The sequence below is a fragment of the Ruegeria sp. AD91A genome (genome assembly GCF_003443535.1).
In the GTDB taxonomy this organism is placed as follows: Bacteria; Pseudomonadota; Alphaproteobacteria; order Rhodobacterales; family Rhodobacteraceae; genus Ruegeria.
In genome coordinates this window covers 470375-494135 of record NZ_CP031947.1, presented here as the reverse complement: position 1 = coordinate 494135, position 23761 = coordinate 470375, and the positions used below count along the sequence as shown (strand labels likewise).

Below are 23761 nucleotides of genomic sequence, written 5' to 3'. Positions count from 1 at the left end.
AAAGGGAACTGAAACCATGAAACAAACAATTACGCAGATCCTTTTCGCGACAGATCTGTCGCGAAATTCCACCTATGCCCTAAAGCACGCGGCCAGCCTGGCCGCGTCAACAGGGGCAAAATTACATGTTCTGCACGTCTCCGAGCCCCTCAGCGACGACGCGCTGATAACTCTTCGCATGTTCATGCAAGATACAGGCTCGCGCAATGAAGCTCTGAAAGCGCGTCATGACCACGTCAAGGCGGTGCTGACCGAGCGGCAAAAGGCATTCTGGGCTGCATTACCCGAAGCTGATCGCGGTATCCAGGATCAGATCGAAACGATCGAAATCATCGACGGACACCCCGCCGAAGTGATTCTGCGACGCGCACATCAGCTCAATTGCGACCTGATCGTTTTGGGCGCCCACGATCACGGATTCTCGCATACGTTCCTTGGCACAGTCGCCAAGCGTGTGCTTCGCCGTGCAGATATCCCCACGCTCGTCGTTCCATACCGGGACGACGAAACATCCAATTGAAAAACCACGAAAGACAAGACCATGAGCAATACCCTCACTGCGCAGGACCTGGCAGACACGTTCGACGCGTTCAACCGTCACGACATCGAAGGTGTGATGACCCATTTCGCCAATGACTGCGTGTTCTACACCGTGGCTGGTGACGAGAAATACGGCAACAAAGTCGAAGGTTCTGAAGCTATCGCCGCTGCCTTCTCAGGCGTCTGGGCAGGCATGAAGGACGCACACTGGGATCACCACAGTCATTTTGTCCACGGCGATCGCGCCGTGTCCGAGTGGACCTTTTCGGGAACCGATGCCGACGGTATGCGGGTCGAAGCTGAAGGCGCAGACCTGTTTACCGTGCGTGACGGGAAGATCGTCGTAAAACAGGCGCTTCGCAAGACACGCCCAATGTTCAAAGCCTGATCCGCCGCCTTGCGCGCAGCCTCGGAGAAAAACAAGAATGGTGGACCACAGCATCCCGCGTCACTGGCCCAAAGCCAGCTATGATCCAAAGTATGACCCCATCATGGATGCGGGTCCGGGTCACAATCGCGACCATGCGCCAACATATTGGGTAGGAACAGCCGGAACACCTCCGGCTGATGACGGACCGATCTCCAGTGATCTGGATGCGGATGTCGTGGTGATCGGGTCGGGATATACCGGCCTGTCCACTGCCATTCACCTTGCCAAGGAACACGGTATCCAAGCGGTTGTTCTTGAAGCAAATACCGTGGCTTGGGGATGCTCGACCCGCAATGGCGGGCAGGCCCAGATCTCATCCGGGCGGCTGAAACGGTCGCAATGGATTCAGCGCTGGGGCACAGATGTGGCCAAAGGCATGCATGCCGAAGTCACTGAAGCTTTCGAGTTGTTCAACGATCTGATCTCGTCGGATGAAATCGATTGTGATCCGCAGCCGGGCGGCCATTACTACATCGCGCATCGTGAAAAAGTCATGTCGTCGCTCAAGAAAGAGAGCAAGTTGCTGAACGATGTGTTCGGCTATGGTTCGCGTATCCTGTCCCGAGATGAGCTGCATGAAAAACATGTGCGGGACATGGAGGCCGCAGGCGCGATGTGGGAACCAGACGGAACCTGCATCCACGCCGGCAAGCTGGCCTTCGGTTATGTCAACATGGCGCGCAGGCTGGGCGTGAAAATCCACACTGGCAGCCCGGTCATGGGATGGCAAACCAAAGGCGGAGTACATCACTTGCGTACACCGGGTGGCATTGTGCGCGCGAAATCCGTTGCCTTGGCAACGGCGGGCTATACTCCGCCGGGTCTCAACAACCGAACCAGGCACCGCCTGATGCCAATCCTGTCAAACTCGATGGTGACACGACCTCTGACACAGGCCGAGCTGGATGAATGCGGTATCCAGACCAAATCCCCCCTGACGGACACCCGAACGCTGCGCCACTATTACCGCCTTTTGCCGGACAATCGGATGCAGATCGGCAGCCGCAGCGCGGTGACAGGGCGTGATGCCGAGAACGGCAAACATCTGGACATGCTGAAGAAGGGACTTGCCCGCAAGTTCCCGGCGCTGGCGGATATCAACCTCGACTACTCCTGGTGGGGCTGGGTTGATGTCAGCCACGATATGATGCCGCGCATTTTCCGGCCGGATCCTGAGCAGAGCGTGTTCTACGCCATGGGTTACGGTGGCAATGGCGTGATGTACTCGGCCCAGGCCGGACGACGCATGGCGCAGCTGGTTGCAGGCAAGAAGGACAAGGCATTTGAGCTGCCGATCTTCACGTCCCCGTTGCCGAGCCACGGCATCCTGACGCCGTTTCGCCGTCTGGGACAGCGCATGGCGTATGTCGGCTACTACCTCAAAGACGAAATACTGTAACTCACAGGGGCTTCAGCGTCCTGAAAAGATAAGGAAACACCCACATGAAGATGACGACGGAAGAGGCGTTTGTTAAGGTTCTGCAGATGCACGGGATTGAGCATGCGTTTGGGATCATTGGATCTGCGATGATGCCGATCTCTGATTTGTTCCCGAAGGCCGGGATCATGTTCTGGGACTGTGCTCATGAAGGCAGTGCGGGGATGATGGCGGATGGCTATACCCGAGCGACCGGCAAGATGTCGATGATGATTGCGCAGAACGGCCCCGGCATCACCAATTTCGTGACCGCCGTGAAGACGGCTTACTGGAACCACACCCCGCTGCTGCTGGTGACGCCGCAGGCGGCGAACAAGACCATCGGTCAGGGCGGCTTCCAGGAAGTCGAGCAGATGAAGCTGTTCGAGGACATGGTCGCCTATCAGGAAGAGGTCCGCGACCCGACCCGCGTCTGCGAGGTTCTGAACCGTGTGATCATGCAGGCCAAGCGCGCCAGCGCGCCGGCTCAGCTGAACATCCCGCGTGATATGTGGACTCAGGTGATCGATGTTGATCTGCCCGCCATCGTCGATTTCGAACGCCCCTCGGGCGGCGAAACCGCCGTGGCACAGGCGGCCGAGCTGCTGTCGAACGCCAAGAACCCCGTTATCCTGAACGGTGCGGGCGTTGTCCTGTCCAAGGGCGGGATCGAGGCGTCGAAGGCACTGGCCGAGCGTCTGAATGCGCCGGTCTGCGTCGGCTATCAGCACAACGACGCCTTCCCCGGCAACCACCCGCTGTTTGCCGGCCCTCTGGGCTATAACGGTTCGAAGGCCGGGATGGAGCTGATCAGCGAGGCTGATGTTGTTCTGTGTCTTGGCACCCGTCTGAACCCGTTCTCGACCCTGCCGGGCTATGGCATGGAATACTGGCCGGCGAATGCCAAGATCATCCAGGTCGACATCAACCCCGACCGCATCGGCCTGACCAAAACTGTCACCGTCGGTATCGTCGGTGATGCGGCCAAGGTGGCCCAAGGCATTCTGGCCCAGCTGAGCGACACCGCCGGTGACGAAGGCCGCAAGGAGCGCAAGGAACGCATTGCGCAGAAAAAATCCGCCTGGGCGCAGGAGCTGACCTCGATGACCCACGAGGATGACGATCCGGGCACCACCTGGAACCAGCGCGCCCGTGACGCCAAGCCGGACTGGATGAGCCCGCGCATGGCGTGGCGCGCGATTCAGGCGGCGCTGCCGAAAGAGGCGATCATCTCGTCCGATATCGGCAACAACTGCGCCATCGGCAACGCCTATCCGTCGTTTGAAGAGGGCCGCAAGTACCTGGCGCCGGGCCTGTTCGGCCCCTGCGGCTATGGGCTGCCCGCCATCGTCGGCGCCAAGATCGGCTGCCCGGACGTTCCGGTTGTGGGCTTTGCCGGTGATGGTGCATTCGGCATCGCGGTGAACGAACTGACCGCGATCGGCCGCGAGGAATGGCCTGCCGTGACCCAGATCGTCTTCCGCAACTATCAGTGGGGCGCGGAAAAGCGCAACTCGACCCTGTGGTTTGACGACAACTTCGTGGGCACCGAGCTGGACACCAAAGTGTCTTACGCCGGTATTGCGCAGGCCTGTGGTCTGAAGGGCGTCGTTGCCCGCACCCAGGACGAGCTGACCGCGGCGCTGAACCAAGCGATCGAGGACCAGAAGAACGGCATCACCACGCTGATCGAGGCCCTGATCAACCAGGAACTCGGCGAACCCTTCCGCCGCGACGCAATGAAAAAACCCGTCGCAGTCGCCGGAATCTCAGCCGACGAAATGAAAGATCAGGTCGAGCTGTAATCTGATCATGCCCCCACCCGAACCGAATACGGTTCGGGTGGGGGCAGGCTTTGCCCATAAGGCAGCTCAAATATTGCAAAGGAAGTAAGATGCAGGCGTTAAGTGCATCCAACTCGCCGTGGCTTCGGGCACGGTCTTTCGTTCGTTTGAACGGTCGCGGATTCTTAGTTTCCGTGGTTGTTGCCGTTGCGGCGAAATTCTTGTCCGAGCACTATGGCGCTCCGGCAATGCTGATGGCCTTGTTGCTGGGCATTGCGTTCCATTTTCTGGCCGAAGACGACGCAGGCGACTGCAAAGCCGGGATCGAGTTTACGGCACGAACCGTTCTTCGTTTTGGCGTGGCTCTGCTTGGGGCCCGGATTTCGGTTGAACTGATGATGAGCCTTGGCGCGGATCTGATTGCGGTCGTTATTGCGGGTGTGATCCTCACGATTCTGTTCGGCCTTCTGGGCGCGCGCCTGCTGGGTCGTGGCTGGCGCTTCGGTGTGTTGACGGGCGGTTCGGTCGCGATTTGCGGCGCGTCGGCCGCGATGGCCCTGTCTGCCATTCTGCCCAAAAACGAGCATTCGGAACGCAACCTGATTTTCACGGTATTGTCCGTCACTGTTCTGTCGACAATCGCGATGATCGCCTATCCCATCCTCACTGAGGCATTTGAGTTCAACGACGAGCTTTCCGGGGTCTTCCTCGGCGGGACGATCCACGATGTCGCGCAGGTTGTCGGGGCAGGGTTCTCGGTCTCGGATCAAACCGGAGAGGTCGCGACACTGGTCAAGCTGATCCGTGTCGCCATGCTGGCCCCGGTGGTTCTGGTCATCTCGATTCTTGTCCGACGCCACGCGGAACTCGGCGAAGCAGACGGCAAGCGCCCACCCATTTTGCCGATGTTTGTCGTTGGTTTTCTGATCTTTGCCGTCCTGAATTCAATGGGTCTGATCCCGGACGTGGTCTCGTCGGTAATGGCCGATCTCAGTCGATGGGCGCTGCTGGTGTCGATTGCGGCAGTGGGCATGAAAACGTCACTCAAGCGCATTCTGGATGTGGGCGGGCAGGCCATCGTCCTGATCGTGGCCGAGACAATCTTCATCGCTGCTCTCGTATTGGCGGGTGTCTACCTGTTTCATTAGAGGATGGCGAAAATCCAAGTCCAGCACGTGACCGATCATTGGCCGGTCACGTCATCTCGCAATACACGACCAGCAGGAGGGTATGACCTCATGACGACACAGGTACTCAATCTTTTCGATGAGCCCGCAACGCGCAGCCAAAGGCGTTTGGCTGACCTTCCCGATCGCGTTGTCGAGGGCGATCCGCATCACAAGATTGGAATGCACTTCACCAGCCCGGATGGACAACTGTCCGCTGGGACCTGGACGTCTACGAAGGGCAAATGGCACGCGTTTACGGACAAGGACGAATATTGCTATATCGTCAAAGGCCATTGTGCCCTGATCCACGAAGACGGGACCCGTCAGGATTTTCGAACCGGGGCCAGCTTTCTGATCCCCAACGGTTTTCGTGGCTATTGGGAAGTTGTGGAAGAAACAACCAAGCACTTCGTAATCCGAGAATGTGCGCCGGACGCATGATTTGATCCGCAACTGGGCCTGAGGCGGCATGAAACAACCCGCCTCAGACTCACCTACCGTTCTTCAGCGACGGGTCTACTCAAAGCTGATCGCCAGTTTTTCCGCCGTGGGTATTGACTGGCAGGCCAGGATTTCTCCGGCTTTGATGTCTTCATCCTCCAGCGCCATGCGCGCCCGCATATGAACTGTGCCGTTGGTCAGTTTGGCCCGGCACGCGCCGCAGACCCCCGATTGGCAGGAATAGGGTGGCTTCAGACCTGCGGACTGCGCTGCATGAAGAAGGGTCTGTCCCTTGGAGATCGAAATGAGATGTCGGGCGCCTTCCAGCGTCAGTTCAGCGGTTGCTTCCACCCCTTCAAAACCAGTGTCCAGATCCGGTGAAGCACCATAGCTTTCCACGTGGATGCGGTTCGCGGGCACATCAATGGACATCAAGGCCGATTTGACGGTCTGGTTCATGTCGCCGGGACCACAGACATAGTATTGAGCGTCCTGAGCGTAAGGAGGATACTCGGTGATCAACGCTTCAATTGCAGGCAGGTCGATTGTACCCTGCCGCCAATACTCGGCACTGGACCACCAGCCGGGTTTCGAAAAAACGTGGTTGATTGTAAGACGCTCAGGATGTGTTTCCTTCAGCACGCTCAGTTCTTCCTGAAAAAGGATGCTTTGGGCGTTTGAGTTGCCATATGCCAGATGCGCGACTGAATAGGGCTCAGCTGTCAAAACGGAATTCAGCATCGCAAAGAGCGGAGTGATGCCAGAGCCCGCGCCAAAAAAGTAATGAGTGCGTCGTGCCGTTTCATCGGGTTCCAGGCAGAAACTGCCAAATGGCGGCATGACGTCGATGGTTTGTCCTTCCTGAATAGTGTCGTTGATGAAGTTGCTGACACTGCCACCCTTGACCCGTTTGACGGTGATCCGAAGCGGGCCCCCGGAGTAAGGTGAATTTGAGACCGAATAGCTTCGACGGTGCTCTTCGCCATCAATAGTGAAACGAATGGACACGTGCTGGCCCGGTCTCCAGGCGAACGTGTCCATCAAGCGATCAGGAATCTCGAACATAACGGTCTTTGCCAAGCCACCCAATTCAACTCTGGTCCCGCAAACGCGCAATGGAAAAAAGTCACGCGGGCTCATTTACCGTCCCCCAACCATTGCAGAACAACTTTCTGGTGCTCGATAACGGGGCTTTCACCGTTTGCTGCTGGACCTGCTTCAAAATACGGTGAATGCAGGGATTTCTGCTGTTGCTCGCACGCGTAGATATCTTCGCCGGTAAAGTCGCCGGCAACCATCGGGTCATCTTCGCCCATCGCGTCATTGGCTTCGTATTTTCCGCCTATTCCAAACTTGGACCAGAAAGAGGACGACTTCATCGACTGTTTGGTGAATTCCCATTCCGAGCTGTTGGACACCCGCCCACGATTGTGAACTCGTGTCAGTTCCGGGCCAAGGGGTTCGATAATGAAGATATTCCAGCCGTCTTCCGAAGCGGCCAGGCCAATACCCGGGAACAGCATTGGCACCCAGGCTCCATTCATGTCTTTGGGTATGACGCGTGGGGCGGTCAGTTTGCTTTCCTGATCTTCCAGAAACTCTGCCACCGGCGGCTCCCAAAACAAGTAATGGGGTCCTTCCCAGTGGTACTTTGCGGCTTTATGGTCATACATCTGCAGCGTACTCGAGTGCAGATGACTCAGGTGGTAAACGTCGATGTAGTTCTCAACGACAACCTTCCAGTTAGCCTTTATCTCGTAGCTGTTGTTCAGGTCTGCATACTCGATCAGCTCTTCCGGGACGTGGGGGCCGATATGGGGTTCGACCGGGCCGAGCCATTCGGCGATGGAAGGTGCGTCGGGGTCTGGATGGACGAAAATCATCGATTTCCAGATATCGACCTTGGCGGGTTTCAGGCCAAGGCAGGACTTGTCGACCTTGCCATATTCCTCTTGCTCATCTGGCACCGAAATCAGATTGCCTTCAAGGTCGTACGTCCAGTCGTGATAAGGGCAGGTCAAGGCCTTTTGCGTTTTGCCAACCGCCCTGATCAGTTGGGTGCCGCGGTGGCGGCAGATGTTATGGAACGCGCGCAGGCGGCGATCGCGCCCCATGATCACGAAAATATTGTTGAAGCCGGCCTGCACGGCGATGAATTGGCCAGGTTCGCTGACATCCTCCATAAAACCGGCGTAACGCCAGGTTTTGGAGAAGATTTCGCGCATTTCCCGGTTGAACCAATCCTGGCTCGTGTAAGCCTCGACTGGCAAAAGGTGCAGCATGGGTTTCATTTGAGCCTCTTGTGAAGGTTTCTTCAAAACGTTGAAGGTAGAATGTCGATGGCAATCATCGACAGGCCAAGTGCGATCCAGGCGAGTTGGATCAGCCAAAACAGGACGGGGTCTTCATCCCGGGTTACGTCGGTCAAAAGCAATGCGTGACCGGAATAGAAATTCGGGATTGTCCAGAACATGAAAAGAAGACCCCACAACGACTGATAGCCAAGTACTGTCGTGACCATCAGCGCAGCAAAGGTGATGTAGTTCAGCTGCCGCCTGCGTGTCATGATGCGTGCTCCAGGCCATTGAACAGTGCACGCGCGGCCTGTTCGGCCTGTGTTTTCCAGACACTCGGCATTTCCAGGGGGGCCAAAGACGTCGCGTTGAAATAAAGGGCCACTATACCATGAGCGGTGGTATTGACCTTTGCGGCATCCACTTTCGGGAAATCCGCGCGCAATATCGCGGCAATCGCAGTTTCAAAGGAAAGCAGAGCCTCACGACAAGCCTGGCGAAGCGAAACATCCTCGACAGCCCGCGCGGTGAGTGCTGCAAAGGCAAGTACCATATCCGGTGACGTCTGGTTCATGTCCGAGAACAGAAGATCGATCAGATGTTCTGATTTGCCCGAGGCCGGCAAGACCCCAACAAGCGCGTCAAACTGTTTCGAAAAGCATTTCAGAACATAGTCTTGCAGGGTCGTGATCAATTCATCCCGATTGCCCAGATGATGCCGGATCAGAGGACGCGTCAGGCCTGCCTCCTTGGCTATTTGTGAAAGCGATGCACCATCGAGGCCATATCTCGCAACACATCTGACCAGAGCCTGCATAACCTGATCATAACGTTCATCACGATTTGAGGGGCGCCCGCTCATGTTATTTCCAGTATTTCAACTTCAGGTTTCCAGTTGCGCCGGTGCCGACGGCGACCGCGGCATCCGCGAATTCTGGTGGCAGGCCGCTTCGCCCCATACCGCCAAAGCCGTACCCTTCGGTTGGAACATCTTTGTCGGTATCCAGGTTGCTGTTTCTGTTCTCGTCGTGAATCGCGGCAATCGCGTATTTGCCAAGCGGGAGATTGTGAAAGGTAACCGAAACCTGGCCTTCGACAGCAGGAACCGCAGCCAAAGCCGCAGCGTTCGTCATGTCCATAGCCTCAAATGGTTTAGCTTCGTCAAACACCGCAATGATCAGATCGCCCTTTGCGTTGCGTACGTCCTTCACCGTTGCAGTGAGAGTCTGCGCGGACGCCCCAAGGGACGAGGCCAGCGTCAATACGGATGCGATCGTCAATTTTCTGGGCGGCATGATAAATCCTTAGCTGTCAGTGTTGACAGTAAATAGGAATAGCACAATTAACTGTCAATAGTGACAACATATTCCAGGTGCCGCCAAACAAGTTTTTGGCACTGAACTGGAGGTGTGGAGTCTGCCCAAAGTCGGTATGGGACGGGGAAAAGGTATCTTGAGGAAGTGCTACCAGCTACTCGGGTGGACGTTGTCTCCTATAGAGATGACGCATGACCACTGGTGTCAGGTACATCGGAATCTGATACGCCCCGATAAAGGCCATGATCGGCGCGGTGACCTCAGGCGGCAAAGCCACGAAGAAAATTGCGATGTTTCTATTTCCTGCGATCAGGGAGACAGCGGTAGAACTGGCTGCTGGTAACCTGTCTCGGGTCAAACGGAACGTAACAATTTGAGTGCCGAAATTGGCCAAACAGGCGAGCACGATCCAGAAGACCGCGATAGTCGGGCTCTCCAATGCTGTGGCGCTGACTGAAGGCATCAGGCCGATGACAAATACGGCCAAAGTAATTGTGCCCAACCCTTCCAGATTCAACAAGGTGGAATGGGATGGTGAACGCAACCAAACACGCCGTACAAAGATGGCGGCGCCGGTTGCGCAGAGTATCGTCAACAACAGTTGCAGTCCGGCCAACAGCACGGATTGAATGTCGCCCAATTCGGGCATGAGCAGGAACAGGGGAAACGCTGTCAATGGCAACAGGGCAGTGCCAACAACCAGCATTCGCATCGCGTGTTCAGGCGGATAACCCATCATCAGACACATGTTGGGACTGCCTGAAATCGAAGGTGCTGCTGCCATAATCAGCAGGGACAGAAGCACCGGCGTTCCCGTCCAACCACCCGCAAAGCCGATGGCCAGAATGATCAGCGGTATTACGAATTGAAACCCGACAACAGTAAACGCGACCTGGTGCAGATCGCTCAGCGACCCAAGAATGGTTTCTGGGTCCAATCTCAGGACGGTGACGAACAGCAACAGCACGACTAAGGGCGGCAGCAGGTCTCGCATGGGCTCGGCCAAACCCGGCAAAAGCAGACCCGCCGCCAATCCGGCGATCAGAACACGGGGCCCGTGACGGGCCGCCAGATGGAGCGGGTTCAAGGCCGTTTTATCCGCCCGGGCTCTGGCGCAAATTCTCGGGCAGCCAGGTGGCGAGGTCGGGGAACCAGATGAGGATGAAGACCATCAGTACCATGATCAGGAACATCGGTATCGCGGCGCGTGCGATATAGCTCATCTCATGGTTGGTCATACCCTGCATCACGAACAGGTTGAACCCGATCGGGGGTGTGATCTGTGCCATCTCGACGACAACCACAATAAAGATCCCGAACCAGATCAGATCAATCCCGGCGTCGCGGATCATCGGTTCCACCACGGCCATGGTCAACACAACCGAGGAAATCCCGTCAAGAAAACAACCCAGAATGATGTAGAACACCAGCAGAACCATCAGCAGTTCGAAACGGGTCAGTTCCCATCCGGCGATCAGATCGGCCAGCCCACGCGGCAGACCGGTGAACCCCATGGACAGCGACAGGAACGCAGCGCCAGCAAGGATCAGGGCGATCATCGCGCTGGTTCGCGTAGCACCCATCAGGCTTTCAGTGAATGTCTTCCAGTTCAATGACCCCTGGCCGGCCGCCAGCAACAGACTGCCGATCACCCCGAACGCCGCAGCCTCTGTCGCGGTGGCATAGCCCAGATACATAGAGCCGATGACGACCGTGATCAGCAGGATCACGGGCAACAGAAAGCGGGAGTTCCGGACTTTTTCGGCAAAGCTCAGCTTGCCTTCGTCATTCGGGTTCCAGTCTTTGCCTAATTTGGAATAGATCGCGACATAGCCCATGAACATAGCGGCGAGAACAAGGCCGGGAAGGATACCGGCGAAGAACAGTTTGGTGATCGATTCATTGATCGTCACCCCGTACACGATCAGGGTCAGTGACGGAGGGATCATCAGCCCCAGCGTCGCAGCGCCAGTCAACGTGCCGATGATCATCTGTTCGGGGTAATTTCGCTTGCGCAGTTCGGGGATCGACATCTTGCCGACTGTGGTCAGCGTTGCTGCCGACGAACCTGAGACTGCTGCGAAGACAGTACAGCCCACGATATTCGTATGCACCAAGCCGCCGGGCAGGGGGGCCATCCACGGGGAGAGGCCTTTGAACATGTCTTCGGATAATCGCGTGCGGTACAGGATTTCGCCCATCCAGATGAACATGGGCAGGGCGGTCAGGGTCCACGAAGACGATGCTGACCATATGGTGGTGATCATCACATCGCCCACGGGGCGCGTCGTGAAAAGTTCCATACCGACCCAGGCAACCCCCATCAGGGCCAGTCCGACCCAGACACCGGTGCCGAGCAAGGTGAACAGAACAAAGAGGAAAAGGATGATGACAGACAGGTTTTCCATGCTCTTACTCTCCGTGGCTCTGGTCGGCCAGATCGCGGACAATGCGATGGTCACCTTTGAACAGGACATGAATTAGGTGATCCGTCAGCGCGATGGCCAGGATCACGGCACCGATCAGCATCGCCGACTGGGGAATCCAGAGCGCGGTTCTGTCCTGTCCCTGGCTGATGTCGTTGAACTTCCAGCTCCAATAGACGAAGCGATAGGCATACCAGCAGAAATACCACATGACGGCAGTGCCGATGGTGAAGCACCAGATTTCAAGGATACGCCGCACACCGTCCGGCACCGCGTTCAGGAGGATTGAAACCCGAATGTGGCTGCCCCGGTTCAACGCATTGGCAAAGGCCAGGAAAGATGCCGCCGCCATTGCGTACCCGGCATAGTCAGGCGCTCCGGGAAATACCTCACCTGTCCAGCGGGCCAGCATCTGCACGACGATCAGCAAAAGAATGGCAATCAGGCTGAGCGCCGCCATTACCCCTGCTGCCTGATAGATGAAGTCCAGAACGGACCGAAGCCCTCGCAAAACCGCCATGGTGTCCCCGCTGTGTTATGATTGGGTGGAAAGCGGGCGACACAGTGTAACGCCGCCCGCTCCGAACGGTTACTGAGACGCGTTGAACGCATCGACGATGGCTTTGCCTTCGTCACCGGCGGCTTCCAGCCATTCATTGGTCATGGTTACACCAATCTCCTTCAGCTCATTCGTCATCTGCTCAGATGCCGGACCGACGGTCATTCCGCCATCACGCAGACCTTGCAGAGTAAAACCAGTGTATTCCTTGGCCCGCCAGTTACCTGCGTATTCCGCCAGCTCCGCGCAGGCCTTGATGATGTTCTTGTTGGCGTCGGACACGCCCGACCAGACATCCGAATTCACCATCACATAATTGCGCGGCAACCAGGCGTCGACTTCGTAGAAATAGTTCAGGCTTTCCCAGACCTTGCGGTCATACCCGGTTGATCCCGAAGACACCATCGACTCGGCAACACCCGTCGCAAAAGCCTGACTGATTTCCGCCGCTTCGATCGTTACCGGCAACATCCCTGTCAACTCGGCCAGTCGCGAAGTCGCGTTGTTGTAAGAGCGGAACTTGATGCCCTTCATATCGGCGACCGAGTTCACCTCATTCTTGAAATACAGTCCCTGAGGCGGCCATGGCACCGCGTAAAGCAACGTCAGGTTCTGTTCCGCCAGCACCTTTTCAATTGACGGTTTTGCCGCATCCCAAAGCTTGGCGCTGTCATCGAACGAGGTTGCAAGGAACGGTATCGAATCGAAACCGAACAACGCGTTCTCATTCTGGTGGCCGGACAGAAGACGCTCACCAATCGGGGCTTGCCCGGTCTGGATAGCGCGTTTGATATCGGCACCTTTGAACAGCGAGCCGGATGGATGCGTAACGATTTCGATCTCACCGCCGGTTCCGGTCGTTACACATTTGGCGAATTCCGAACCGGTGGCCGAATGGAAGTTCGACGCCGAATAGGCCATCGGCATGTCCCATTTTTCGGCCACGGCTGGTGCTGCCGCGGCGGCAGTCAAAGCGGATGCTGCCAGAAGGTTTGTCAGTTTTTTCATCGTTTTCTCCCTATCGAGTTTTGAAATACCGATATTTTTCATCGGTCTGTTCTTATGTTGCAAAGCGTGACGGCGCGTAGACGCTTACGTCCGTGTTCGGGGTTCTGCCCGCGATCATCTGCGCCAGAAGCCGTCCGGTCTTTGGCCCACCTGTCAGGCCAATGTGATGATGACCAAAGCCCATATAGGCCCCTTTGATTCCGGGCACGTCACCGATGATCGGGATCGAGTCAGCCGGGGCCGGCCTGTGCCCCATCCATTCCACTTCCTCCTTCCATGTTATGCCCGGAAAAGCGGTCCGGGCATTTCTTCGCATCAATTCAAACGGTGCGCGCGAGGGCGGTGCGTCCAGCCCTCCGAACTCCACAATACCCGCCAAGCGTATGCGCCCATCCATGGGCGTGGCAACAAACTTGCCCGAAGCCACCATGACCGGGCTACGGGGCATGGCAGAAGGTGCCACCAATTCAAGATGATAACCGCGCTCGCTTTCAAGAGGAACAGAAACCCCCAGTCGCTTCGCAAGTGGTCCGGACCAGACGCCAGCCGTAACAATGGCGATGTCGCAAGCAATGGTCTCACCACCCGCGCGCACACCGGTAACACGGCCGTTGTCGCGCGTGACGTCTTCGACGTTGGCGCGGATGATCCGGCCTCCGCCAGCCACAACATGGGCGGCCAGGTCTTTCACGTACCGCCCGGGATCGGTGATATGACCGTGGTTGGACAGCTTGGCAGCGAAACCGATATCCAGGCTGAACACGGGGTCATAGTCGTGAAACGCCTTGCCCTCCAGTTCTTCCCAATCAAAGCCGTTCTTCCGTCGGATTCCCCAGCCCAACGCATCTTGTTCAAAATGAGCCCGGTTTTCGTAGAGAAACAGATAGTCGCTGGGCACAATCCACTTTTCAGCACATGTGCCTGCTGACAAGGCCTTGTGATCATTCAGGCTGTCGCCGACGATCGGTGTCAGGGCGGCTGCAATCCGTTCAACGTCGGCTACGTTCGCGTGGCTTAGATATTGCCGGAGCCATGGAAGCAGATTAGGCAAATACCCCCATTTCAAAAACAGCGGCTGCGAGGAGCTCAGCAACATTTTCGGCGCTTTGCCGAGCAACCCGGGAACCGTCACAGGTATGATGGAACAGGACGCCAATACACCGCCATTGCCATGAGACGTGCCTTCACCCGGTCCGGCCTTGTCGAACAGGATCACGTCGTGTCCGTCCCTTTGCAGCCAGACCGCGGCCGAAACGCCGACTATACCGGCGCCGATGATGGCTATGGTTTTCTTTTCACTCATTCTGAAACCGCCTTGGCCACTGTATAATGGTTCAGCTTTGCCAGCTCGGGCTTGCCGCCAAGCCCCGGGCTTTCGGGCACGCAGACCTGTCCGTCCCTGATCCGGAAGGGTTCTTCCAGAATGTCCTCTTTCAGGAAATAGGACGCCTGATAAAACTCGCAGCCCAATATGATCTCGGGTGTCGCGGTAATCATATGGGTACCCGCAAGATGGGCCAAACCAGCCTCGAACATGTCCCCGCCATACGCCGTCAGACCATGCGCAGCCGCGATGCGGGCGACCGTTTGCCCTCGTGTCAGACCGCCAGACTTCATTATTTTCACGGACACGCCATCGCAAATGCTTTCACGCGCGGCGCGTTCCATATCTTCGGGACCAAAGACGCTCTCATCAGCGAGAAGGGGAACATCGGACATTTGGCGCAGCTTTGCCATCATGCCGAAGTGATGGGCGCGAACTGGCTGTTCGATGAAATCAGGATTGAACTGGGCCACGTCCCGCACCCGTGCCGGAGCCTCCCCGATGCTCAGCCCCTGATTATAGTCCACGCGGACCGAGAACTCAGGACAGTTCTGCGCAAGGTACTCCAACCGCATGATGTCAAAGGCGTGATCCTTGAACCCGGTCTTGAGTTTGACAATCCGCACGCCATCCTCTCGCAACCGCGCCAACAGGTCTATGTCCTGAGAAAAGTCCGGGTTGGCGATGGAACAGCTGAGCGGAATGGCGCTGCGGCAACGACCGCCCAACAAAGACCAGACCGGGGTGTCGCTGATACGGCCGGCCAAATCCAGCAGAGCGGTTTCCAGCGCGGCCTTCGCCTCGGTGCAATGTGCCACGGCATAGGTGGCGCGTGCCATGATAGCCGATCGGTCACTTACGCTGGCTCCAAGAACAAGGGGGCGCAGGTAACGATCCAGCGCCGCGAAAGTCGCCTCCGGGGAGCCGGTGAACACCGACCATGGTGACGCTTCGCCGAATCCCTGTGTGCCATCCTCGGATGTCAGTCGCAGGATAACAACTTCGCAAACGCCTTCAACGGACCCTATACCGTGATCCCGGCGGGACGTGACCGGAAGCTTCAGGTGCCAGAGGTCGTAACCGATGATTTTTTGTGCCAGATCGCTCATTCCGCCCCCTGTCGTTGAGCGGAAGCCTGCCTTGACGGGCATATCATTTCAAATACTATATCTTCGACAGTTCATTAGAAAAAATGATGTGGTAATCCATGTCCCTGCGCTTTCGCCAGCTTCAAGCGTTTCATGCCATCATGGAAACCGGAACCGTAACCGGCGCGGCCTCGGTGCTTGGGATATCCCAGCCTGGAATAAGCAATCTGTTGGCTCAGTTGGAACGTGAAGCGCGACTGCCTCTGTTCGAGCGCAACAAGGGTCGTTTGTTGCCCACTCCGGAAGCCGAGTTGCTGTTCCGCGAAGTCGACACGGTCGTGCGCGGGCTGGATCACGTGGCGCAGGCCGTGACGGATCTGCAGAACAAGCATCCCGGTCAATTGCAGGTTGCGGCACCGCATCTTCTGTCATTTGGTTTCATGCCGCGCGAGATCGCCCGTTTTGCCAAAAGCCGCCCCAACCTATCCGTCAGTTTTCAGTCGCAGTATTCTTCCAAGATTCAGGAATGGGTGATTTCCGGCCTGTTTGAAATCGGCATTGTCGAGATGCCGATCCTACATGACACGCTGAACTATCAGGTATTTCAGTTCGAAACGCTGGCGACTTTTCCAGAACACAGCCCCTTGGCCGAGTACGACGTACTGACACCGGAAATATTGGAAAACGAGCCCTTCATCGTGATGGGGCCGGAACACCAAACCCACCGTCGAACCCGTGACATCTTTCAGGCATCCGGGTGCACGTGGCGTACAAAGATCCACACGCACCTGTCCGAGAACCTGCTGAGTTTTGTGAAACAGGGCATGGGGGTCGCGATGATCGACCCCTTTACCGTGACGTTCGACGGTGAGAGCGGGTACCAGACCCGTCCGTTCAGGCCATCCGTCATGCTGGATCTTGCAATCATCACCGCAAAGGGGCGCCCCCTGTCCACGATTGCGCAGGAGTTTCTGGCCCAGCTGACCCCGTCGATTGCCTCTTACGCGACCCACTCTGACACAGGTGCAGCGGCGTCGTGAAGCTGCTGCGAATGGATGTCGACCAATGTGGGGCCATCATGTTCGACGGCCTGTTTCAGCACCTTCGGCAAGTCCTCAGGGTCCTTGACCGTCCATGATTTCACTCCAAAGGCGGCTGCGACGGCGGCGTGGTCGGTCCGGTTGAAATCAACGTTGTAATACCGTTGATCAAACCCAGCATCCTGACCCGCCTTGATCCATCCGAAGACCGAGTTCGAGAAAACGATCGAGGTGATCGGCATATTGTGCCGGACCATGGTTTCAAACTCACCGCAGGCGAACCCAAACGAACCATCGCCCATGACGGCAAGCGTCTTGACCGAGGGCCGCCCGACATGTGCACCCATGGCCGCCCCCAGAGAATACCCCAGTGCTCCATGCGCGCGATTTGTGATGAAATGCCGCCCGGGTTGCCGCCAACGGTAATGCGCGCTGAAATAGGGGCAGGGGGTGCCGGGATCAGCGACCACAATTGCATCGTCGTCCAGAATGTCCATCAGGGACGCCATGACAGCCTCGGGCCGTATTGGGGTTTCCCGACTTGCAGCCAAGGGGGCAAACGCCGCCGCCTTGGCCTCCCACGCGGCGCGGGCCTTGGCTGTTCCGCCTTGACTGGTCAGGTCCTGCCGTTGCTCCAATGCGTGGGCCAGTGCCTCCAACGCCAAACTAGCATCGGCGCAAATCGCCACTTCTGTCTGATAGTTTGCGCCGATCACCATGGGGTCGCTGTCGATGTGAATGATCGTGGTGTTGCGCCCGGGGCTTCTCCACCGTTCGGTCGTGACCGAACCGGCGCGGCACCCGATGAACAGGACGACATCAGCCTGATCTACCACGGCACGGGTCGCGGGGACACCGCCGTTCGATCCGACAACACCCAGGGCCAAAGGGTCGGTTTCGGCGATGGACCCTTGGCCTGAAACGGTTGTGGCGACGGGCATATCCAACAGACCGGCGACGCGGCGCAATGCATCGGTCGCGCCGGACAGAATGGGGCCGCCGCCACATACCGCGACAGCGGATTTGGCCTGGGCAAGAATGGCTGCGGCTGCTTCGATGGCATCAGGATCGGGGGCAGCCCGCTCTGCGGGATAGCTGCGATGCCGCTCGTCGGCCCAGATTTCCGCTTCGTCCACCTGTGCCTTCTGAGTATCAAACGGCAGTGCCAGGTGGGTCGCACCGGGTGTTCCCGTTGTCATCGCCCGGAACGCCGCACGAACCATGGCCGGAAGCCGGGTGGCGTCGTCCAGAGACGCGTTCCACTTTGTCAGCGGCCGGAACAACGCTGGCTGATCCAGTTCTGTCAAAGGGTATTTTCCGCGACTGGTCGTTGCCACATCGGACGTGATCGCCAGGATTGGAACCGAACTTTCATTGGCCTCGACCACACCTGGCAGAATGTAGGTTGCGCCACCGCCGGAAGGGCCTTCGCAAACGCCGGGCTTGTCCGTCACGCGGGCATAGCCATCCGCCATGTAGGCGGCGTGCCGTTCGTCGCGGGTCAGAATGTGTTGAATGCCGTGATCCATTCGGGCGAGCGCATCATAAAATGGCAAGGTGGTATCGCCGCACAGACCGAACATGTGGGTGACGCCATGCGCCTCAAGCATGCGCACCATTGCCTCGGCTCCGTTCAGGTAATTCGTTCCTGTCATCGTTCGCGACTCCTTCGATTCACAACTGCACACAGTGCTGTATACAGTTTTGTATATTGATTTCAAGAAGTGTGTGTGGCACCTGTGAATCAACGAAAGAAAGGCGGGGTTTATGGCGGGTCCACGCGTCGATGATATCTATGATCAGGTCAAAGCCATGGCGGTGTCCTTCCGCCTGCGCCCCGGTGACCGCCTAAACGAGGTCGCTCTCTCCAGAGACCTGGGCGTCAGCCGTACGCCGTTGCGTGAAGCGTTGAATCGTCTGGTCGCCGAACGGCTGTTCGATTTCCGCCCAGGGCAAGGGTTCTTTTGTCGTCCCTTGGATGCGCAAAGCGTGTTCGACCTTTTCGAGCTGCGGCAGATCATCGAATCCGCGGCGGCCCGATCAGCCTGCGCCAAGGCGACGGATGCAGACCTGCAAATACTGCGTGATGAACTTTATGAAACGGGCATCGACATCACCGGCCTGACGATCGAAGAGGCAGTGACCCGGGACGAAGCGTTCCATCTGGGGATTGCAAAACTGTCGGGGAACATGGAGTTGTTGCAAACTCTGACACGGATCAACGAGCGTATCCGCTATATCCGCTGGATTTCCATGAGCATGGACCGGGTGCAGAAGTCCAAGGACGAACATAAACACGTCATGCAAGCCCTGCTGGATCGGGATGCAGATGAGGCTGCACGGGTTCTGGCGGCTCATATCACAAAACGAATGGATCAGGTGCAGGACGCTGTGCGTCACGGGATTACCAGCATCTACATGGAGGGGGCCGAAGACATTTCGACCCGCATTATCGAGGAGGCGCAGAATTGATCGTCCAGGGCGGCAAATCCATTTATGGCGCATCGGTGGGAATCCTCATGCTGGACGCGCAATTCCCAAGAATTCCCGGCGACATGGGCAATGCTCAGACCTGGCCGTTTCCGGTGCTGTACCGCGTCGTCCGGGATGCCTCGCCGGACCGGGTTGTTCGGCATCGGGCCGAAGGTATGCTCGAGGTCTTCATCGACGCCGCGCAAGAGCTGGTCAAAGACGGCGCGGATGGCATAACAACCAATTGCGGGTTCTTGTCCCTGTTTCAAAAGGAACTGGCCGAGGCTGTTCCGGTTCCCGTCGTCACCTCGTCCTTGATGCAGGTCGAATTGGTGAACCGCATTCTTCCTGCGGGAAAACGGGCCGGTGTACTGACCATTTCGGCGTCTACGTTGACCGAAGACCACTTGCGTGCCGCCGATGTCCCCTTGGATACGCCAATAGGCACAACCGAGGGTGGGCGAGAGTTCACCCGTGCAATTCTTGGCAATGAATCGCGTCTGAATGTTCAGAAGGCCCGGGAAGACAATGTTGAGGCCGCAATCGCGTTGGCCTCGGAACACCCCGATCTTGGGGCGATAGTTCTGGAGTGCACGAATATGTGCCCCTATGCGCCGGATATTCAGCGGGCGACCGGGCTGCCGGTGTTTTCAATCGTGTCTTTCGTGACTTGGTTCCAGGCCGGTCTTGTTCCGCCGGTATACCGGATCTGACCTCTGGCCTTCCATCAAGACGGATTTTGTTGGCCGCAGGGAAAACTCAAGTCAGGGCCAGATCGCCGGATACCGAATTTTGGATCACACGTTCCGCATTCGGCAGATCGTTGGACTGCGCACGGTCCATGGCGGCTTTTTTGTTCAAACCGTGGCCGATCCATCTGTTGGTCAGGCGGGTTTCAAGTGTTTTCAAATCGGTGTCCAAGAATACCTTGAATGTCCACAGTTGGTGCAGTTCCGACCAACCCGGTTCATTCAAGAGAAGGTAATTGCCTTCAACCAGAACAACGCGCTGATCCGCTGTGATCATAGACCGCGCAGCAATAGCCAGATCGAGATTTCGGACAAACTCGGGTACTGCGACTTCTCCTTCCGTACGCAATCGACCAAGCAATGCATGAAAGCCGGCAAGGTCAAAGGTTTCGGGGGATCCTTTGCAGTTCAGTAAGCCGCGACCCTTCAAGATCACGTTGTCATAATGGAAGCCGTCCATGGAAACCAGGCCGGTTGCGACGCCGCGTAGATTGAGCTCTGTGGTCGCAAGGCTGGCCGCAGTCGTTTTCCCCGATCCCGGCGGCCCGGCTATCGCGACAAGATGCCGGTCTTGCAGCGGCGGCAAAGCTTGAACGGCATCCGCGATTCTGCTTGCTAGCGCCTTGGGGGTGGCAAGTTTGCCAGTCACGCGGCCTGATCCTCGGCGGGCGGTTCCTTGGCACCGGTCATGAACGCCACTGCGTCGGACATCGTGTAATCCTTGGGATCAACGACGCACAGGCGTTTGCCAAGCCGATGCACGTGAATTCGATCGGCGACCTCAAAAACATGTGGCATATTGTGGCTGATCAGGATGATCGGAATGCCACGCGATTTCACGTCCAGGATCAGTTCAAGAACGCGACGGCTTTCCTTCACACCCAGTGCGGCCGTTGGCTCGTCCAAGATGATGACCTTCGAGCCGAACGCCGCGGCCCGCGCCACGGCAACACCCTGACGCTGACCCCCGGACAGAGTTTCAACGGCTTGATTGATATTCTGGATTGTCATCAGGCCCAGTTCGCTCAATTTGTCGCGGGCGAATTTCTCCATCGCCGGACGGTCGAGCATTCGGAACCATGATCCCAACGGCCCTTTGCGCCGGATTTCGCGCCCCATGAAGATGTTGTCCGCAATCGACAGGGCGGGGGACATAGCAAGCGTCTGGTAGACCGTTTCGATACCGGCTTCGCGCGCGTCAATCGGGGAATGAAAGTTCACTTTCTGGCCTTCCAGCCAAACCTCACCTTCATCCGGCACCACCGCGCCTGATACCGCCTTGATCAGTGTTGATTTGCCTGCGCCGTTGTCGCCGATCACGGCCAGAATTTCGCCCGGCATCAGGTCGAAATCGCACTGATCCAGCGCCGTTACCTTGCCGTAGCGCTTCACAAGGTTCCGTCCTTTGAGAATAGGTTCCATCAGGCTGCCACCTTTCTGATCCACTGGTCGACCGCGACCGCTGCGATGATAAGGATGCCGATCAACAGGAACGTCCATTGCGCATCAGCGCCCAGCAATCGAAGCCCAAGTGTGAAGACGCCGACGATCAACGCTCCGAACAGCGACCCAAGAATGGACCCGCGACCACCGAACAAGGATATACCCCCGATCACGACCGCCGTTATGCTTTCAATGTTTGCCAACTGTCCTGACGTCGGAGACACGGACCCAATGCGACCAATCAGGGCCCAGCCCGCGAAAGCGCAGATCAGCCCGGACAGCATGTAAACTGACATCAGCGTGCGATGCACATTGACACCGGACAGCTCGGCGGCTTCCGGATCATCACCGACCGCATAGACATGCCTTCCCCAGGCGGTATGACGAAGCGCGTAGGAAAGTACGAGGATAAGCACCAGCATGAAGATCACGCCGACGGTGAATACAGCCCCGCCGACGTTAAACTTGGCACCGAACAGTTGCAGGATGCTGGCATGTTCCTCGATCTCCTGTGACCGGATGGTTTCGTTCTGAGAATAGAGGAAATTTGCCGCGAGAACGATTTGCCACATTCCAAGCGTCACGATGAACGGCGGCAGTTTGATGCGGCTGACAAGATAACCGTTCACCGCGCCGATTGCTGTGCCAACGAAAAGGCCGCAAATGATCGAGACCGATGGCGGCAGCCCATACCGGAAGGTGAACTGACCCATCACAACCGACGACATTACCATGATTGCCCCGACGCTAAGATCGATACCTGCCGTCAGGATGACAAGGCTTTGCGCCGCAGCCACGATCCCGACAATCTGAACCTGCTGCAGGATCAGGGTCAGCGCAAATGGCGAGAAAAACTTGGAGCCCAACAATACACCGAAAATGACGATGGCAGCCACAAGAACGATCAACGGCACCAGAGAGGGGTTCACATGCAGAAAATGCTGAACCGTTCCGACAAACCCGCGGTGGTGATCGTCAAATTCGGCAATCTGTTCCGGGCTGCCTTGTGCAGCGGCTTCGAAGTCGTCTGATCGTCGTGAAGTATCGGACATAAAGGTTCCCCCAAAGCGTCAGGTCACTGACGACTCTAGCAAGTTTTCGGGCGAATGGGTGGCTTGAAAAGCGGAAGGCCGCCCTCTGCGGCCCTCCGGGTGATCAGGTCAACCCCAGCAGAGGTCCATGCCTTCTTTGACCGAGATTGACTCGACGCCATCAGCGGCCTTGTCCGTTACAAGCGCCACGCCGGTGTCAAAGAAATCCTTACCGGGTGTGTTTTCAGGTTTTACACCTTCGTCCGCCCATTTCTTGACGGCCTCAACCCCCAGTGATGCCATCAACAGCGGGTATTGCTGCGACGTTGCGCCGATAACACCATCAGCAACGTTTTGGACGCCCGGGCAGCCTCCGTCCACGGAAACGATGAGTACGTCATTTTCACGTCCGATGGCTTTGAGCGCTTCATAAGCGCCTGCCGCCGCAGGTTCGTTGATGGTGTGAACAACGTTGATCGTCGGATCCTTGGCCAGTAGGTTTTCCATCGCGCGGCGACCTCCTTCTTCGTTGCCGGCAGTGACATCACTCCCGACCAGACGGGGGTCATCTTCATCGCCGATCACGTTCGGGTCTGCCAGATCAACACCGAAGCCCTGAAGGAAGCCCTGATTGCGCAGCACATCCACTGTCGGCTGGCTGACGGCAAGATCCAGTGTCGCGATTTTGGCGTCGTTGGCGGCGTCGCCCAGCGTGGCTTTGGCCCATTGTCCAATCAACAGCCCGGCAAGGAAATTGTCCGTGGCGAACGTCGCGTCAGCCGAGTCAATGGGTTCCAGCGGCGTATCCAGAGCGATTACCAGAACCCCTGCATCCCGCGCCTGCTTCACAGCCGGAACGATGGATGATGTGTCCGAGGCCGTCAGCAGAATGCCTTTGGCGCCGTCCAGAATGCAGGTCTCAATGGCTTGCACCTGCGTTTCATGGTCACCGTCGACCTTGCCCGCAAAGGCTTTCAACGTCATTCCCAGCTCTTCCGCCTTCGCTGTCGCGCCCTCCTTCATTTTGACAAAGAACGGGTTGGTGTCCGTCTTGGTGATCAGGCAAACAGTTTCACCTTCCGCCATTGCACTGCCAGCCATTGCAGCAGCTGCCAGCGCTGTCGCGCCCGCAAGTCTTGCAAGTTTCATCGATAATCCTCCCAGTTTTTCTAATGCCCATGAGGGCACGAGTGCGATCAGGCAAAAATAACCTGATCCCATGAGAAACCA

The 23761-nt window shown here is 57.3% G+C and carries 25 protein-coding genes; 9 read left to right on the top strand and 16 right to left on the bottom strand.

Annotated elements, in window-relative coordinates; translation table 11 throughout:
- Positions 1–16 precede the first annotated feature (16 nt).
- From D1823_RS20695 to D1823_RS20670, 6 genes are all read left to right on the top strand, one after another.
- Entirely contained in the window at positions 17–520 is a 504-nt protein-coding gene (locus D1823_RS20695; protein WP_117873625.1) for a universal stress protein, read from the top strand.
- A gap of 21 nt (positions 521–541) precedes the next feature.
- On the top strand, positions 542–928 hold the full coding sequence (locus tag D1823_RS20690; protein ID WP_117873623.1) for a nuclear transport factor 2 family protein: 387 nt from the start codon (positions 542–544) through the stop codon (positions 926–928).
- A gap of 37 nt (positions 929–965) precedes the next feature.
- Positions 966–2369 carry an FAD-binding oxidoreductase gene (locus D1823_RS20685; RefSeq protein WP_117873621.1) on the top strand — a complete coding sequence of 468 codons (1404 nt, stop codon included), beginning with the start codon at positions 966–968 and terminating at the stop codon, positions 2367–2369.
- A gap of 44 nt (positions 2370–2413) precedes the next feature.
- Entirely contained in the window at positions 2414–4192 is a 1779-nt protein-coding gene (gene xsc / locus D1823_RS20680) for a sulfoacetaldehyde acetyltransferase (protein WP_117873619.1), read from the top strand.
- A gap of 89 nt (positions 4193–4281) precedes the next feature.
- Complete coding sequence (locus D1823_RS20675) at positions 4282–5319, top strand: YeiH family protein (protein ID WP_117873617.1); 1038 nt, start codon at positions 4282–4284, stop codon at positions 5317–5319.
- Between the two features lie 90 nt (positions 5320–5409).
- A complete protein-coding gene (locus D1823_RS20670) occupies positions 5410–5781 on the top strand; it encodes a cupin domain-containing protein (protein WP_117873615.1) in 372 nt (123 codons plus the stop codon).
- Positions 5782–5856: 75 nt separating this feature from the next.
- Here the strand turns inward: D1823_RS20670 and D1823_RS20665 are convergent, their stop codons facing one another.
- From D1823_RS20665 to D1823_RS20615, 11 genes are all read right to left on the bottom strand, one after another.
- A complete protein-coding gene (locus D1823_RS20665; protein ID WP_117873613.1) occupies positions 5857–6921 on the bottom strand; it encodes a ferredoxin--NADP reductase in 1065 nt (354 codons plus the stop codon).
- On the bottom strand, positions 6918–8072 hold the full coding sequence (locus D1823_RS20660) for an SRPBCC family protein (protein ID WP_117873611.1): 1155 nt from the start codon (positions 8070–8072) through the stop codon (positions 6918–6920). The genes D1823_RS20665 and D1823_RS20660 overlap by 4 nt, the downstream gene beginning before the upstream one ends.
- 23 nt (positions 8073–8095) lie before the next feature.
- Complete coding sequence (locus tag D1823_RS20655) at positions 8096–8347, bottom strand: hypothetical protein (protein WP_117873609.1); 252 nt, start codon at positions 8345–8347, stop codon at positions 8096–8098.
- Positions 8344–8937: a TetR/AcrR family transcriptional regulator gene (locus D1823_RS20650; RefSeq protein WP_117873607.1), complete on the bottom strand. Its 594-nt coding sequence runs from the start codon at positions 8935–8937 to the stop codon at positions 8344–8346. Before D1823_RS20650 ends, D1823_RS20655 begins: the two co-directional genes overlap by 4 nt.
- 1 nt (position 8938) lies before the next feature.
- The gene (locus tag D1823_RS20645; RefSeq protein WP_117873605.1) at positions 8939–9370 is read right to left on the bottom strand and encodes a DUF2141 domain-containing protein; all 432 of its coding nucleotides are present in this window, start codon (positions 9368–9370) and stop codon (positions 8939–8941) included.
- 175 nt (positions 9371–9545) lie between these two features.
- The gene (locus D1823_RS20640) at positions 9546–10478 is read right to left on the bottom strand and encodes a hypothetical protein (RefSeq protein WP_117873603.1); all 933 of its coding nucleotides are present in this window, start codon (positions 10476–10478) and stop codon (positions 9546–9548) included.
- 7 nt (positions 10479–10485) lie between these two features.
- Complete coding sequence (locus D1823_RS20635) at positions 10486–11799, bottom strand: TRAP transporter large permease (protein WP_117873601.1); 1314 nt, start codon at positions 11797–11799, stop codon at positions 10486–10488.
- Positions 11800–11803: 4 nt separating this feature from the next.
- Positions 11804–12337 carry a TRAP transporter small permease gene (locus D1823_RS20630; protein ID WP_117873599.1) on the bottom strand — a complete coding sequence of 178 codons (534 nt, stop codon included), beginning with the start codon at positions 12335–12337 and terminating at the stop codon, positions 11804–11806.
- Between the two features lie 69 nt (positions 12338–12406).
- Positions 12407–13384, bottom strand: coding sequence for a TRAP transporter substrate-binding protein (locus tag D1823_RS20625; protein WP_117873597.1), 978 nt, complete (start codon positions 13382–13384; stop codon positions 12407–12409).
- 52 nt (positions 13385–13436) lie between these two features.
- Complete coding sequence (locus D1823_RS20620) at positions 13437–14687, bottom strand: FAD-binding oxidoreductase (protein ID WP_117873595.1); 1251 nt, start codon at positions 14685–14687, stop codon at positions 13437–13439.
- Positions 14684–15817: an enolase C-terminal domain-like protein gene (locus tag D1823_RS20615; protein ID WP_117874070.1), complete on the bottom strand. Its 1134-nt coding sequence runs from the start codon at positions 15815–15817 to the stop codon at positions 14684–14686. The genes D1823_RS20620 and D1823_RS20615 overlap by 4 nt, the downstream gene beginning before the upstream one ends.
- A 98-nt stretch (positions 15818–15915) precedes the next feature.
- On the opposite strand from D1823_RS20615, the gene D1823_RS20610 reads away from it, so the two are divergent.
- Complete coding sequence (locus D1823_RS20610; protein WP_117873593.1) at positions 15916–16836, top strand: LysR family transcriptional regulator; 921 nt, start codon at positions 15916–15918, stop codon at positions 16834–16836.
- On the opposite strand, the gene D1823_RS20605 is transcribed toward D1823_RS20610, so the two are convergent.
- Complete coding sequence (locus D1823_RS20605) at positions 16797–18491, bottom strand: thiamine pyrophosphate-binding protein (RefSeq protein ID WP_117873592.1); 1695 nt, start codon at positions 18489–18491, stop codon at positions 16797–16799. The genes D1823_RS20610 and D1823_RS20605 overlap by 40 nt on opposite strands.
- Positions 18492–18603: 112 nt before the next feature.
- Here D1823_RS20605 and D1823_RS20600 point away from each other — a divergent pair, with 112 nt between their 5' ends.
- Positions 18604–19308, top strand: coding sequence for a GntR family transcriptional regulator (locus D1823_RS20600; protein ID WP_117873590.1), 705 nt, complete (start codon positions 18604–18606; stop codon positions 19306–19308).
- Positions 19305–20021, top strand: coding sequence for an aspartate/glutamate racemase family protein (locus tag D1823_RS20595; protein WP_117873588.1), 717 nt, complete (start codon positions 19305–19307; stop codon positions 20019–20021). Before D1823_RS20600 ends, D1823_RS20595 begins: the two co-directional genes overlap by 4 nt.
- Positions 20022–20067: 46 nt before the next feature.
- On the opposite strand, the gene D1823_RS20590 is transcribed toward D1823_RS20595, so the two are convergent.
- From D1823_RS20590 to D1823_RS20575, 4 genes are all read right to left on the bottom strand, one after another.
- Entirely contained in the window at positions 20068–20706 is a 639-nt protein-coding gene (locus D1823_RS20590; protein WP_254683848.1) for a hypothetical protein, read from the bottom strand.
- Entirely contained in the window at positions 20703–21479 is a 777-nt protein-coding gene (locus tag D1823_RS20585; protein WP_117873586.1) for an ATP-binding cassette domain-containing protein, read from the bottom strand. Before D1823_RS20585 ends, D1823_RS20590 begins: the two co-directional genes overlap by 4 nt.
- On the bottom strand, positions 21479–22552 hold the full coding sequence (locus tag D1823_RS20580) for an ABC transporter permease (RefSeq protein WP_117873584.1): 1074 nt from the start codon (positions 22550–22552) through the stop codon (positions 21479–21481). The genes D1823_RS20585 and D1823_RS20580 overlap by 1 nt, the downstream gene beginning before the upstream one ends.
- Before the next feature lie 108 nt (positions 22553–22660).
- Complete coding sequence (locus D1823_RS20575) at positions 22661–23680, bottom strand: sugar ABC transporter substrate-binding protein (RefSeq protein ID WP_117873582.1); 1020 nt, start codon at positions 23678–23680, stop codon at positions 22661–22663.
- Positions 23681–23761: the final 81 nt, after the last annotated feature.